Below are 12,477 nucleotides of genomic sequence, written 5' to 3' on the forward strand. Positions count from 1 at the left end.
TTCTTACTGTATTGCAGGCTGCCCGGTGGTTAAGGCCAGCAGTGCGTCGAGGGTATGTCCGAGATCGCCGTTGTTATCCAGCAGGTGGCAGCCAACCGGCAGAGTCTGCTGATAGTCGGCCGCCCGCGCCAGCCGTTGCTCGATCTGTATCGCGTTCTCCCGCCCGCGTTGTTCCAACCTTTGGCGCAGCACCGTCCGGGAAACTTGCAGACAGACCGGCAACAGTTGAGCGCCATAGCGTTGCAGCGCCTGTGGCAAATGAGCGCGGGATCCGTTGACCACCACGTCGATCCCTTGCAATAGCCACAGATCGACCTCAATACCAAAGGCGTATCGGTGCTCATGCGCCTGCCAGTCCAGGGCGAATAACCCCTTGGCACGGCGGCGCAGAAACTCCTGTTCGCTCAAGGCGATATGGTTCTCGCAGCCAGCATTGGCCGGGCGGGTGATGTAACGGTGCGCCACCAGCGGCCCGGCACCGGTGGCTGCCCGCAGCCGCTCGAGCAGGCTGTCCTTGCCTGCCCCAGACGGGCCCATCAGATAGATGAGATAAGCCATCAGAACACCTGTTTGCCCTGACGCCAGACGTTTTGCACGTAGATATGCTCGCCGTGCGGCCTGGCCAATACCAGATCTGCGCGCAGCCCCTCAGCGATCAGGCCACGATCCTGCAAACCTAACGCTCGTGCCGGGTTGCGGGTGATCAACTGTACCGCCTGCGGCAGGCTGAAAGCGTTGCGATCGTCGTTTGCCAGACGAAACGCCGCATCCAACAGGCTGGCAGGGTAATAATCGGAAGAGAGAATATCGAGCACGCCAAGGGCCGCCAGATGATGAGCCGCCACATTGCCGGAGTGTGAACCCCCGCGCACGATATTCGGTGCGCCCATCAGCACCTGCAAACCTTGCTGATGTGAGGCCCGGGCTGCCGCTTCGGTGGTCGGGAATTCGGCAATCACGCTGCCCAGCGCACTGGATTCGCTGACGTGTTCGGCGGTGGCATCGTCGTGGCTGGCCAGGGCGATATTACGCGCCCGGCAGTGGGCGGCGATCGCCTCGCGGTTCGGTGTGGCCCAGCGTTCGGACAGGCTCATCTGCTCTATCTCGAACTCGCTCATCTGCTGGTCATTGAGGTGATATTTGCCCTGGTAGTATTCACGATATTTCTCCCGTGAGGCGAACTGGCGCTGGCCCGGCGAATGGTCCATCAGCGACACCAAAGACACGCCTGGTTTATCCATCAGTTGTTCGAACAGCGGCAGGGTACTGCTATGGGGTAACTCGCAGCGCAGGTGCAGGCGGTGTTCGGCCCGGTTCACTCCGGCTCGCTGGCTGTAGATCACCGCGTCGATCATTTTTTGCAGGTTTTCCAGCCGGTGCCCGCCGTCGCGCACGTCACCGATCGCCACCGCATCCAGCACCGTGGTGATGCCGTTGGCGACCATCAGCGCGTCGTGGCTGCTCATGGCCGAATGCGCTGGCCAGTCCACGTTGGGGCGCGGGGTGAAAAACTTGTCCAGATTGTCGGTATGCAGCTCAATCAACCCGGGTAGCAACCAGCCGCCTTCGCCATCCAGCGCCTGCGGTAACTGGCTTGGGGTATCGGCAAAGCTGCGGATCACGCCGTCGGTCATTTCCAGTGAACCTGCAACGATCTGGTGTTCCAGCACCAGCTTGACGTTATTGATAATCATGGCGTCTCCAGAACCTGTGGGGCCTGCATGGTATGTAAACGGTCTGCCACCTGCTGACGGGTGCCTGCGTCGTGGAAAATACCGACGATGGCAGCGCCACGCTGTTTGGCCTGTTCGATCAGGTTCACCACCGCCGCGCTATTGCGGCTGTCGAGGGAGGCGGTCGGCTCGTCCAGCAGCAGAATGGGGTAATCCTTGATAAAGCCACGGGCGATATTCACCCGCTGTTGCTCACCACCGGAAAAGGTCGAAGGGGCCAACTGCCATAGGCGCTGCGGCACGTTGAGCTGGTTAAGTAGGGCTTCGGCACGTTCACGGCATTCGCTACGCTCAACGCCGGATTCCAGCAACGGCTGCATCACCACTTCCAGCGCGCTGATGCGGGGTATCACCCGTAGAAACTGGCTGACCCAGCCGATGGTGTGGCGGCGCACCGCCAGGATCTGACGAGCCTCGGCCTGAACCAGCTCCAGCCAGTCGTTTTGGTGATGGATCCAGATCTTGCCGCTGTCTGGCAGATAGTTGGCATACAGCGAGCGCAGCAGGGTGGATTTCCCACTGCCGGAGTGGCCATGCAGCACCACGCATTCGCCGCTGCTGACGGTCAGGTTGGCATCCTGCAACACCGGCAGGCGGGTGCCGTGCTGTTGGTGCAGGACAAAGGTTTTACTCAGGTGTTCAACCCGGATTTTAATTGTCATTATCTCACCTACGTTACGACAGAACCGAAGAGACCAGCAGTTGGGTGTATGGATGGTGCGGGTCGTCCAGCACCCGATCGGTCAGACCGCTTTCCACCACTTCACCTTCCTTCATCACCAGCAAACGGTGGGCCAGCAGGCGTGCAACCCCCAGATCGTGAGTGACGATCACCGCCGCCAGCTGCATTTCCACCACCAGATTGCGCAGCAGATCCAGTAGGCGCGCCTGCACGGAAACGTCCAGCCCGCCGGTCGGCTCATCCATAAACACCAGCTTGGGGTGGGTCACCAGATTGCGGGCGATCTGCAAACGCTGCTGCATACCGCCGGAGAAGGTGGTGGGCAGGTCATCCAGACGAGAAACCGGGATCTCCACGTCTTCCAGCCATCGTTTAGCCTGCTGGCGAATATCACCGTAATGACGCTGGCCGATAGCCATCAGGCGCTCACCGATGTTGCCACCGGCAGACACCTGTGGCCGCAGACCGTCGAGCGGATGCTGATGGACCACGCCCCAGTCGGTGCGCAGCAGGCGGCGGCGATCGCTTTCTGCCATGGCGTACAGATCCTGTTGTTGCCCCGGTTGTGGGCGGTAGAGGATCTGCCCCTGTTGTGGGGCCAGCCGGGCGGAGATCGACTTGAGCAACGTGGTTTTACCCGAGCCGGATTCGCCGACGATGCCCAGTACTTCACCAGGATAGATATCGAATGACACGTTGCTGAAACCCTTGCCCGGCGCGTAAAGGTGGGTGAGGTTGTCGACCGTCAGCAACGGCGTGGCACTCAATGGAGCGGAAGTCATCAGTGCGGTACCTCTTGGTTGAGTTGTTGCTGGCAGAAATCGGTGTCTGAGCAGACGAACATCCGGTTGCCCTGGTCGTCGAGCACCACCTCATCCAGATAGCTGTGGCGCGAGCCGCACAGGGCGCAAGGTTCTTCCCACTGCTGTACGCTGAACGGATGGTCGTCAAAGTCCAGGCTTTCCACCTTGGTAAACGGCGGCAGGGCGTAGATGCGTTTTTCACGCCCGGCGCCGAACAGTTGCAACGCGGGCATCATGTGCATCTTCGGATTATCGAATTTAGGGATCGGTGATGGGTCCATCACATAGCGATCGTTAACCTTCACCGGATAGGCATAGGTGGTGGCGATATGGCCGTAGCGGGCGATATCTTCATACAGCTTCACCTGCATCACGCCGTACTCTTCCAGCGCGTGCATCTTGCGCGTTTCGGTCTCGCGCGGTTCGATAAAGCGCAGCGGCTCCGGGATGGGCACCTGATAAATCAGGATTTGATCCGCCTGTAAGGGTGTTTCCGGAATACGGTGGCGGGTCTGGATCAGCGTGGCTTCTGGCGTACGCTCAGTGGTAGCAACACCGGCTACTCGCTGGAAGAAGCGGCGGATGGAGACCGCGTTGGTGGTGTCGTCAGCACCCTGGTCGATGACCTTCAGCACGTCGGTGCGGCCAATGATGCTGGCGGTGATCTGAATGCCGCCGGTGCCCCAGCCATAAGGCATCGGCATCTCACGGCCACCAAACGGCACCTGATAGCCGGGGATCGCCACCGCTTTGAGGATGGCGCGGCGGATCATACGCTTGGTTTGTTCATCCAGATAACCGAGGTTATAGCCGGTCAATACTTCACTCATGGCGGGTCTCCTGAAGGGCGGCAAATTCCTGCTGCAGGCGTTTGAGCAGCTCCAGTTCGGCCTGGAAATCGACGTAGTGCGGCAGCTTGAGGTGGGAGACAAAACCGGCGGCCTCCACGTTATCGGCGTGCGCCAGCACAAACTCTTCGTCCTGCGCCGGGCCTGCCACGTCCTCGCCGTACTCGGCGGTTTGCAGGGCGCGATCCACCAGCGCCATCGCCATGGCTTTACGTTCCGAGCGGCCAAATACCAGCCCATAGCCACGGGTAAAGTGCGGTGGCCGGTCCTGCGGGTCGACAAAGCCGTTCACCATCTCGCATTCGGTCAGCAGGATCTCGCCGATATCGACGGCGAAACCCAACTCTTCCGGCACGATCTCGACGGTAACGTAACCGCTGCGGATCTCTCCGGCGAACGGATGGTTACGGCCATAGCCGCGTTGGGTGGAATAGCTTAATGCCAGCAGAAAGCCCTCATCGCCACGCACTAGCTGCTGTAAGCGCGCCGAGCGGGAGCAGGGGTAAACCGGCGGGTTACGGGTAATATCGTCCGGAGTGCTGCCGTCATCCTCTTCTGCCAGCGCCAGCCGTTGCTGGTTGAGAAGGTCGAACACGTGGGCGCAGTTCTCTGGTAGTGGCTCATCGGCCTGTGGTGCCGGAGGTGTTTCACCGTTGGCCAACAGCGCAAAATCCAGCAGGCGGTGGGTATAGTCGTAGGTCGGGCCAAGCACCTGGCCACCGGGCAAGTCTTTGTAAACCGCTGAGATGCGCCGCTCCAACCGCATGTTCTCGCTAGCTAGCGGTTCGCTGACGGCCAGGCGCGGCAGAGTAGTGCGATAGGCACGCAGCAGGAAAATAGCCTCTACCAGGTCGCCACTGGCCTGTTTTATCGCTAACGCGGCCAGTTGGCGATCGTAAATACCGCCCTCCGTCATCACCCGGTCAACCGCCAAGCCAAGCTGTTCACCGATTTGCTCCGCGCTAAGTGCTGGGACAGCTTCGTCACCCCGGCGCAGATTTTCCTGTAGTTGATGGGCAGCCTCGATGGCCTTTTCGCCCCCTTTCACCGCAACGTACATCAGCACTCCTCCACGCGGGTGGTTCTTGGCAGCGCCATCAGACGCTCACCGCAGGTCAAGATAATGTCCAGACCTAGCGGGAAGCGCTGAGGCCGTTCGAGTAGATAAGCCCGTAGGGCAGCTGGCAACGGCGGGGCAATTTCCCGTTTTTTTTCAATACCGGGGCCGGAAAGGCGCAGTGTGTGGCTGCCTGCCAATGCGGTAACCTGTACCACCAGCGTGGCACCGAACTCCGGTGAGACTTCATTGCCGTGGGGTAATGCGCTCAGCTCGGCAGGCCGTAATTGGTCATCCCATACCGCCAGATGGATATCTTCCTGCCGGGTCGCCAGCGGAGCACCGGTATGAAAACGAATGTTAGTTAGCACTTGCTCACTTTTAAGGTCGGCACAGAGCTGGAGCGGGGTTTCCTGATCTGCCAGCGTCAGTATCACGGCAGTGCTGGCGGCATTCAGCGCACCCCATGCCGGGCAATTTGGCAGTTCAACAATCACGCCAGGCTCACTCAACGCCTTTAAAATCAAACGGAAAGCAGACTGGGATTGCTCAATCGGCTGGTCAAAACCGGCTAATAACGTCATGGCTTAATCCCCTCGCACCAGCGTAAAGAAGTCTACCCGGCTGGCTGCTACGGCACGGGCGCGCAGTTGGCGCTGCTCCTGCTGCAGTGCGGCCAGGGGCTCAATCAGCTGAAGCTGTAGCAATTCATGGTTGGCGGGTTGTTGTAGCAGGGCGTCGATCAGCGCACAGAGTTCGGCATGTTCCTTGTCACGCCCGGTTATGTAGCTGTAGCCCTGGCCACCGTTTTCCAACTGCACCACGGCACGGGTGACGGTCATGTCGCCCAGTACAAAGCGGCGGCCGGTCGCTCCCATCCGCCCTAGCAGCTGTGTCAGGCCAATCTCAGGGGCGCGCAGGCGCTGGTAGCTTGGGTTGAGGTTCAGCGCCTGCCAGTGGCTGCGCAACTGGGCGGGTTGGCTATGCGCCAGGACCGACATCCAGCGTTGTCTCTGCTGTAAGGATTGCATTCAGTGCTCCATCGTCAGTTCGATCATGTCGGCGCGCGCCAGGCTGACGGAGTATTCCGCCACCAAATCGCTGCCGATACAGGTATTTAGGGTGCGCACGCATAGCAAAGGGGCATGGGTTGCTATCTCCAGCAGGCGGCTCTCTTTGGCCTGGGCACGCCGTGCGCTGATGCGGGTCTGGCGGCGGGTCAGCGGCTGGTGGATCTGTTGTTGGATAAACTCATGCAGCGAGCCGCTGTGGAACTGTTGCAGTGCGGGCCACCAGTCCAGATCGGGCAGATAGTGGTCGATCACGCTGAGGGGAACGCCGTTCACTCGGCGCAGGGTGCGTAAGTGGATAATCGTTTCCCCCTCTTCGCGGTTGAGCGCGCTGGCGATATGCCCATTACACGGGCGTAAAACAGCGAGTAAGCGCTCACTGGTGGGGTGACTGCCCTGCTCGAACAGGTTCTGGCTGAAGCGGGTGTTGGCGTGCAGCGGATAGTTATACGGGTGTAGCAATACCAGAATGCCGATGCCGTGGCGGCGCTGCAGCCAACCGCGCTCTACCAGCTCGTCTACGGCGCGGCGCAGCGTGTGGCGATTGACCTCAAAACGTTCGGCAAGCTGTTGTTCTGAAGGTAGATAATCTCCGCAACGGTATTGGCTGCACAGTTCCTGCTCCAGTTGGGCGGCAATCTGTTGATATCGGGTAGGGTAACTGGTCGGATGTCTAGATAAGTGCGTCATAGCCAATACCTCGGCACTTCGGTTGGGGGAGAAAGCGAAAAAGCGGCGACAGAATTCATGATCGGCACTCGGTAACAAAGTTGGGCTAATGTTGCCGGGGGCAGATGACAATCAGGTGACGCGCAGGTGGCGAACTGATGAACAATTTGGGACAGGGAGATGATGGCTTAGATTAATGTAAAGAGTGGATGCTGACTTGCTGGGTTGAGTAAAAAAACACCAACAAGGCTTATTTTGTTGTCACAAACGTGCTAACGTTTATGGATGTTGAATACGGAGTATGTAGGAGTTTTGAAGATGGAAAGCCGTATCCAGTTTCGCATTGAAAATGAAACTAAACTGTTGGCACAGAAAGCTGCTGAAGCGAAAGGGACGACCTTAAGTGAAGCCTGTCGGCGTTTAGCGCAACAAATGGCGGACGATCAACGTGCTGCTGAAGAACACGAAAACTGGTTGAAAGATAAGGTTGATGCAGCCTTTGCCCGTTTGCATGAAGGAGAGGCTGTTTATCTTACCCAGCGGCAAGCTGAGGAGAGAATGAGCGACTTTAAAGCCAAAGTCAGGGCGAAATACGCAACCAAATAAGGATTATTATGCGCATCGAATGGGACGACGTTGCGTTGCAAGATCGGGAACGCATTTTTGAATTTCTTTATCCACTCAATTCATTGGCCGCGGAACAAGTTGATGATGAGATTGAACTTGCCGTTGAGTCTCTGCTAGAAAACCCAGAAATGGGCAGGCCTTGGTATGGGGAAGCTCGCAAACTGGTGATCAGTAAAGCCTCCCTATTGCTGATTTATGTCATTTTGGATGAGGTGATAAAGGTTTTAGCCGTCGCCCATCAGCGTGAAAAATTCCCCAATTAACGCAGCTTATGCACCACCTGATTAGCGCTGCCGCGCCAGATCAGCGCCGGGTCTTTTAAATCCTGCACAAACTTGCCGTCTATCAACACGTTAATCCGATCAACGATCTGCATCTGCTCGCTATCCAGTTCATCCAGCTTATAGCCGGTCCACAGCCAGATATCTTTGCCGGGGCATTCGGCGTGTACTCGCTTGACCAACTGCAATACGGCGGCGACGTTGGCCGGGTGCAGCGGATCACCACCGGACAGCGACAACCCTTGGCGTGGAATACGCGTGTCGTTGAGATCGGCTATGACCTGATCTTCCATCTGCTGGGTAAACGGCAGGCCAGAGTTCAGCCGCCAGGTGCTTTTGTTATAGCAACCGGGGCATTGGTGCACGCAGCCTGCGACAAACAGCGTACAGCGGGTGCCGGGGCCGTTGACCACGTCGATAGGATAATACTGGTGAAAATTCATAATGTTGCGTTCTTTTATATGGCCCCTCACCCCAACCCTCTCCCATAGGGAGAGGGAGCTGGCCCGGTGCGGTGGTCAGGTATGGAAGTCACCTGTGACGCATCCACTCATCTCAAGCCTCTCCTTTAGTAAGAGGGAACTGGCCTGATGTTGTGCTTAGATGCGGAAGTTAATCTGTAGCTAGACTATGTTGAGGACGAATGCTGTCGTTAAGAGTGGCACATTCGGTCCCCTCTCCCTGTGGGAGAGGGTTAGGGTGAGGGGCCGCTGGCTGAAATTAACCGATCTGCCCGTTGCCCAGATGTTTCACCCGGCGTTTCACTTCTTCCTGCTTACCGGCGTTGAACGGCCGGGCATCCGGGCTGCCCAGATAGCCACATACGCGGCGGGTCACCGACACTTTTGCCGAGTCATGGTTGCCACATTTCGGGCAGGTGAAGCCCTTGCTGGTACAGGAGAACTCACCGGTGTAGCCACACTCGTAGCACTCATCGATCGGCGTGTTGGTGCCGTAATAAGGCACGCGGGTGTAGCTGTAATCCCACACGTCCTCCAGCGCCTTCAGGTTGTGTTGCAGGTTCGGGTATTCGCCGTAACAGATAAAACCGCCGTTGGCCAAAGGTGGATACGGCGCCTCGAAGTCCAGCTTGTCGTACGGATTAACCTTTTTCTCCACGTCGAGGTGGAAACTATTGGTGTAATAACCCTTGTCAGTCACCCCGGCGACCACGCCAAACTCGCTGGTATCCAGGCGGCAGAAGCGATCGCACAGGTTCTCACTTGGCGTGCTGTACAGGCTGAAGCCGTAGCCGGTTTCTTCTTTCCAGCTTTCGGTGGCGTTTTTCAGGCGCTCAACGATGGCAATGGCTTTGGCGCGCAGTTGCTCGTCGTCGTAGACGTGTTTTTCTGCGCCAAACAGCGCGTTGATGGTTTCATGCACGCCGATGTAGCCCAGCGAAATCGATGCGCGACCGTTCTTGAAGATCTCCGCAATATTGTCGTCGGCTTTCAACCGCACGCCGCAGGCTCCTTCCATATACAGGATCGGTGCCACGCGGGCCTTGATACCTTCCAGGCGGGCAATGCGGGTCATCAGGGCTTTCTTGGCCAGCAGCAGGCGCTCATCCAGCAACTGCCAGAAGCGGTCTTCGTTACCCTGGGCTTCCAGAGCTATACGTGGCAGGTTCAGGCTGATCACGCCGATATTGTTGCGGCCATCGTGGATTTGCTCGCCGTTTTCTTCATAGGTGCCGAGGAAACTGCGGCAACCCATCGGCGTTTTAAACGAACCGGTGACCTTGACCACCTGATCGTAATTGAGAATGTCCGGATACATGCGTTTACTGGCACATTCCAGCGCCAGCTGTTTGATGTCGTAGTTGGCGTCACCAAACTTGTGGTTCAGGCCGTCGCGGATGGCGAAGACCAGTTTCGGGAACACGGCGGTTTTACGGTTTTTTCCCAGCCCGGCGATACGATTTTTCAGGATCGACTGCTGGATCATGCGCGATTCCCAACTGGTACCCAAACCGAAACCGAAGGTGACAAACGGCGTCTGGCCGTTGGCGGTATGCAGAGTGTTGACTTCATATTCCAGCGACTGGAAGGCGTCGTAACACTCTTTCTCGGTGCGGGTCATCGCATAGCCTGCCACGTCTGTGATCTGCCACTGCTGCGCTACCTGCTGATGCTTGTGGAAGCTCTCGGTAACGAAGGGGGCCAGGATCTCATCGATGCGGTTGATGGTAGTGCCGCCATAAATATGGCTGGCAACCTGAGCGATGATCTGCGCGGTTACGGCGGTGGCGGTGGAGATCGACTTCGGCGGCTCGATCTCGGCGTTACCCATCTTGAAGCCGTTGGTCAGCATGCCTTTCAGATCGATCAGCATACAGTTGAACATCGGGAAGAACGGTGAGTAGTCGAGATCGTGATAGTGGATTTCGCCGCGCTCATGCGCCAGCACCACATCGCGCGGTAGGATATGCTGTTTGGCGTAGTGCTTGGCGACGATACCGGCCAACAGATCGCGCTGGGTAGGGATCACCTTGCTGTCTTTATTGGCGTTCTCATTGAGCAGCGCAACGTTGCTTTGTTCCACCAGACCACGAATTTCCTGATTCAGCCGCCCTCGCAGCTCACGCGAGACGTCACGATCGTGGCGATATTCGATGTAGGTACGTGCCAGTTGCTTATACGGGCCAGACATCAGCTGGTTTTCTACCGCCTGCTGGATTTCGTGGATATCGACTCGCGGTCGGTTTTCCATCTGTTGAGCGACCACGCGGGCGACGGTAGCACAGTAGTCGGCATCGACAACTTCAGCGGCCAAAGCGGCCCGCTCGATGGCCTGCTTGATCAGCATCTCGTCAAAAGATACCTGGCAACCGTCCCGTTTAATCACTACTGGTTTCACGTTGTAACTCCTGTCCCCATGGGGGAGCGTCGGCTTATCCACAGGGCAAAACCGCAGGGCGCAAGGGCTGCGGAGGGTGTGGATGATATTGTGGATAACTACTACATATAGGTGATTGAATCTCTAGGGGCACTATATATGGGTGTGGTGCCGCTTTTTTTGACATGGGTCAAAGAATGGGGGGAGCAGTTTGAACGCTGTACAGTTACCCGTTACAGGAATATTTGTAACCCTTGCTATCAGCGGCTTGAATGGAAAATGTCGATTATCTGAAAGATCGTTAAAGCGTGATTGCGATCGCATCATGCCGATTAGCGGCGAAAATGCGCCAGTAAAAAATCGACCCAGACGCGCACCCGTGGCGGCAGATCTGCCGAGGCATAGTAAAGCCAGATTTGCGTGGGTTTAGGCCAGTGATCTGGCAGCACCGGTAGCAATGTTCCCTGGGCAAAGTGCTGTTCCACATACCAGCGCGATAGGCAAGCAATGCCCAGCCCGGCCAGCGCGGAATCTAGCAACATCTCCGGGCTGCTGGCCGTCAGGCGGCCATGCAAATCCAGCGTTTTGTGTGCCAGAGGCCACTTTACATTACGCCCGGTGGCCGGATTGCGGTGCAGCAGGCAGCTATGTTGCAGCAGATCTTCCGGCACCTGCGGTGTGCCATGTTGGGCAAGGTAACCGGGGGCAGCGACCAATAGCATCTGCATCGGGTAGAGCGGGCGTGCTACCAGCCGGCTATCGGGATCGACCTGGCTGCCGATGCCCACATCAAAACCTTCACCGACCAGGTTCACCACGCGTGCATCCAGTGACAGATCCAGATCGATCATCGGGTAGCGTTGTAAAAACTCAGGGATCAGCGGCATCAGTACCTGGCGGCCAAAGCCTGGGATCATGCTGACGCGCACGCTACCGGCGGGGGGGAGTTGTGTGCCTCCTGCCAGCTCTAACGTGGCGGTCAGCGCTTGCCATAGCGGTGCTACCTGTTCCAGCAGGGCTTTGCCTTCGTCAGTCAGCACCACGCTGTGAGTGTTACGTTGGAACAGCCGCAGCGCCAGCTTCTCTTCCAGCACGCGGATATTCTTGCTGATCGCCGCTGGCGTCACGCCCAACTGGCGTGCAGCGGCGGAGAAGTTCTCTGTTTGAGCAGCGCTGAGAAACGCCGGTAACAGGCGGTGCACGTCAATGGGCAGCGACATAGTGGTTGATACTTTAGGTTGAAGTTAATGTGACTGTTTACAGACTACACCGGAAACGGAGGAAATGAAAAAATGGCTTACTTTCGATAAACAAGGATTTCCCCATGTCGCGTATTTTAGTGTTGGCCGCCCACCGTTTCCCCGACGAATCCCGCATCAATAAGGCGCTGATCGAGGCGCTGCGTCCTTTACCTAACGTCACCGTGCATGAACTGATGCGCGTTTACCCGGACTACCAGATTGATGTGGCCCGCGAGCAGGAACTGCTGCAAGCGCACGATGTGGTAGTGATGCTGTTTCCGTTTTATTGGTACAGCTCACCGGCGATCCTCAGCGAATGGCAGGATGCGGTATTAACCCACGGTTTCGCCTATGGCAGCGAAGGCACCCAACTGCAGGGTAAGCCTTTGCAATTGGTGGTCAGCACCGGGGGCAACGCGCAGGCCTATTCACCGGCAGGGTATAACCGCTATCCGGTAGCAGACCTGCTGCGGCCGTTTAACGCCGTTGCCAACCTGACCGGCATGGATTATTTGCCGCCGCATCTGGTGCAGGGCGTATTTGATATGAGCGATGAGAAGCTGGCAGAGGAAGCGGCGGACGTAGTGAAGCTGGTGAAAAGTTTTTGAGTTCGGGGACATCCTGAACA

The 12,477-nt window shown here is 57.6% G+C and carries 15 protein-coding genes; 3 read left to right on the forward strand and 12 right to left on the reverse strand.

Features of this window, described 5'->3' with window-relative positions; genetic code table 11:
• Positions 1-3: 3 nt before the first annotated feature.
• From phnN to phnF, 9 genes are read right to left on the reverse strand one after another with little or no spacing between them, the layout of a single operon-like run.
• Entirely contained in the window at positions 4-558 is a 555-nt protein-coding gene (phnN, locus tag KGP21_RS03165) for a ribose 1,5-bisphosphokinase (RefSeq protein WP_223537202.1), read from the reverse strand.
• Positions 558-1,694 (reverse strand): alpha-D-ribose 1-methylphosphonate 5-triphosphate diphosphatase, encoded by a 1,137-nt coding sequence (gene phnM / locus KGP21_RS03170; protein ID WP_115159481.1) that lies wholly within the window; start codon positions 1,692-1,694, stop codon positions 558-560. The genes phnN and phnM overlap by 1 nt, the downstream gene beginning before the upstream one ends.
• Positions 1,691-2,395 carry a phosphonate C-P lyase system protein PhnL gene (gene phnL, locus KGP21_RS03175; protein ID WP_021807493.1) on the reverse strand — a complete coding sequence of 235 codons (705 nt, stop codon included), beginning with the start codon at positions 2,393-2,395 and terminating at the stop codon, positions 1,691-1,693. The genes phnM and phnL overlap by 4 nt, the downstream gene beginning before the upstream one ends.
• Before the next feature lie 13 nt (positions 2,396-2,408).
• Positions 2,409-3,197, reverse strand: a complete 789-nt coding sequence (gene phnK, locus KGP21_RS03180; protein ID WP_223537206.1) for a phosphonate C-P lyase system protein PhnK — start codon at positions 3,195-3,197, stop codon at positions 2,409-2,411.
• Positions 3,197-4,048: an alpha-D-ribose 1-methylphosphonate 5-phosphate C-P-lyase PhnJ gene (locus KGP21_RS03185; RefSeq protein WP_059199559.1), complete on the reverse strand. Its 852-nt coding sequence runs from the start codon at positions 4,046-4,048 to the stop codon at positions 3,197-3,199. The genes phnK and KGP21_RS03185 overlap by 1 nt, the downstream gene beginning before the upstream one ends.
• Complete coding sequence (locus KGP21_RS03190) at positions 4,041-5,126, reverse strand: carbon-phosphorus lyase complex subunit PhnI (RefSeq protein WP_094981873.1); 1,086 nt, start codon at positions 5,124-5,126, stop codon at positions 4,041-4,043. The genes KGP21_RS03185 and KGP21_RS03190 overlap by 8 nt, the downstream gene beginning before the upstream one ends.
• Positions 5,126-5,707: a phosphonate C-P lyase system protein PhnH gene (gene phnH, locus KGP21_RS03195; RefSeq protein ID WP_021807489.1), complete on the reverse strand. Its 582-nt coding sequence runs from the start codon at positions 5,705-5,707 to the stop codon at positions 5,126-5,128. Before phnH ends, KGP21_RS03190 begins: the two co-directional genes overlap by 1 nt.
• 3 nt (positions 5,708-5,710) lie before the next feature.
• The gene (phnG, locus tag KGP21_RS03200; RefSeq protein ID WP_179248704.1) at positions 5,711-6,154 is read right to left on the reverse strand and encodes a phosphonate C-P lyase system protein PhnG; all 444 of its coding nucleotides are present in this window, start codon (positions 6,152-6,154) and stop codon (positions 5,711-5,713) included.
• Positions 6,155-6,883: a phosphonate metabolism transcriptional regulator PhnF gene (gene phnF / locus KGP21_RS03205; protein ID WP_223498790.1), complete on the reverse strand. Its 729-nt coding sequence runs from the start codon at positions 6,881-6,883 to the stop codon at positions 6,155-6,157.
• 297 nt (positions 6,884-7,180) lie between these two features.
• On the opposite strand from phnF, the gene KGP21_RS03210 reads away from it, so the two are divergent.
• A complete protein-coding gene (locus KGP21_RS03210) occupies positions 7,181-7,468 on the forward strand; it encodes a type II toxin-antitoxin system RelB/DinJ family antitoxin (RefSeq protein ID WP_021179086.1) in 288 nt (95 codons plus the stop codon).
• 8 nt (positions 7,469-7,476) lie between these two features.
• On the forward strand, positions 7,477-7,752 hold the full coding sequence (locus tag KGP21_RS03215; RefSeq protein WP_059199563.1) for a type II toxin-antitoxin system RelE/ParE family toxin: 276 nt from the start codon (positions 7,477-7,479) through the stop codon (positions 7,750-7,752).
• Here the strand turns inward: KGP21_RS03215 and nrdG are convergent.
• The 3 genes from nrdG to KGP21_RS03230 all read right to left on the reverse strand — a co-directional run bounded on the left by nrdG (position 7,749) and on the right by KGP21_RS03230 (position 11,828).
• A complete protein-coding gene (gene nrdG / locus KGP21_RS03220) occupies positions 7,749-8,213 on the reverse strand; it encodes an anaerobic ribonucleoside-triphosphate reductase-activating protein (RefSeq protein WP_021807485.1) in 465 nt (154 codons plus the stop codon). The two genes, KGP21_RS03215 and nrdG, sit on opposite strands and share 4 nt — an antisense overlap.
• 277 nt (positions 8,214-8,490) lie before the next feature.
• Entirely contained in the window at positions 8,491-10,629 is a 2,139-nt protein-coding gene (gene nrdD, locus KGP21_RS03225; RefSeq protein WP_021807484.1) for an anaerobic ribonucleoside-triphosphate reductase, read from the reverse strand.
• A 311-nt stretch (positions 10,630-10,940) separates the two neighbouring features.
• Positions 10,941-11,828, reverse strand: a complete 888-nt coding sequence (locus KGP21_RS03230; RefSeq protein ID WP_037376526.1) for a LysR family transcriptional regulator — start codon at positions 11,826-11,828, stop codon at positions 10,941-10,943.
• 104 nt (positions 11,829-11,932) lie between these two features.
• On the opposite strand from KGP21_RS03230, the gene KGP21_RS03235 reads away from it, so the two are divergent.
• The gene (locus KGP21_RS03235) at positions 11,933-12,457 is read left to right on the forward strand and encodes an NAD(P)H-dependent oxidoreductase (RefSeq protein ID WP_059199567.1); all 525 of its coding nucleotides are present in this window, start codon (positions 11,933-11,935) and stop codon (positions 12,455-12,457) included.
• Positions 12,458-12,477 lie beyond the last annotated feature (20 nt).

Source organism: Serratia sp. JSRIV004, assembly GCF_019968705.1.
Lineage (GTDB): Bacteria > Pseudomonadota > Gammaproteobacteria > Enterobacterales > Enterobacteriaceae > Chania > Chania fonticola_B.

Excerpts from the sequence above, each read along its gene's own strand:
- phnN (WP_223537202.1), bottom strand. The coding sequence starts at position 558 with ATGGCTTATCTCATCTATCTGATGGGCCCGTCTGGGGCAGGCAAGGAC.
- phnM (WP_115159481.1), bottom strand. The coding sequence starts at position 1,694 with ATGATTATCAATAACGTCAAGCTGGTGCTGGAACACCAGATCGTTGCA.
- phnL (WP_021807493.1), bottom strand. The coding sequence starts at position 2,395 with ATGACAATTAAAATCCGGGTTGAACACCTGAGTAAAACCTTTGTCCTG.
- phnK (WP_223537206.1), bottom strand. The coding sequence starts at position 3,197 with ATGACTTCCGCTCCATTGAGTGCCACGCCGTTGCTGACGGTCGACAAC.
- KGP21_RS03185 (WP_059199559.1), bottom strand. The coding sequence starts at position 4,048 with ATGAGTGAAGTATTGACCGGCTATAACCTCGGTTATCTGGATGAACAA.
- KGP21_RS03190 (WP_094981873.1), bottom strand. The coding sequence starts at position 5,126 with ATGTACGTTGCGGTGAAAGGGGGCGAAAAGGCCATCGAGGCTGCCCAT.
- phnH (WP_021807489.1), bottom strand. The coding sequence starts at position 5,707 with ATGACGTTATTAGCCGGTTTTGACCAGCCGATTGAGCAATCCCAGTCT.
- phnG (WP_179248704.1), bottom strand. The coding sequence starts at position 6,154 with ATGCAATCCTTACAGCAGAGACAACGCTGGATGTCGGTCCTGGCGCAT.
- phnF (WP_223498790.1), bottom strand. The coding sequence starts at position 6,883 with ATGACGCACTTATCTAGACATCCGACCAGTTACCCTACCCGATATCAA.
- KGP21_RS03210 (WP_021179086.1), top strand. The coding sequence starts at position 7,181 with ATGGAAAGCCGTATCCAGTTTCGCATTGAAAATGAAACTAAACTGTTG.
- KGP21_RS03215 (WP_059199563.1), top strand. The coding sequence starts at position 7,477 with ATGCGCATCGAATGGGACGACGTTGCGTTGCAAGATCGGGAACGCATT.
- nrdG (WP_021807485.1), bottom strand. The coding sequence starts at position 8,213 with ATGAATTTTCACCAGTATTATCCTATCGACGTGGTCAACGGCCCCGGC.
- KGP21_RS03230 (WP_037376526.1), bottom strand. The coding sequence starts at position 11,828 with ATGTCGCTGCCCATTGACGTGCACCGCCTGTTACCGGCGTTTCTCAGC.
- KGP21_RS03235 (WP_059199567.1), top strand. The coding sequence starts at position 11,933 with ATGTCGCGTATTTTAGTGTTGGCCGCCCACCGTTTCCCCGACGAATCC.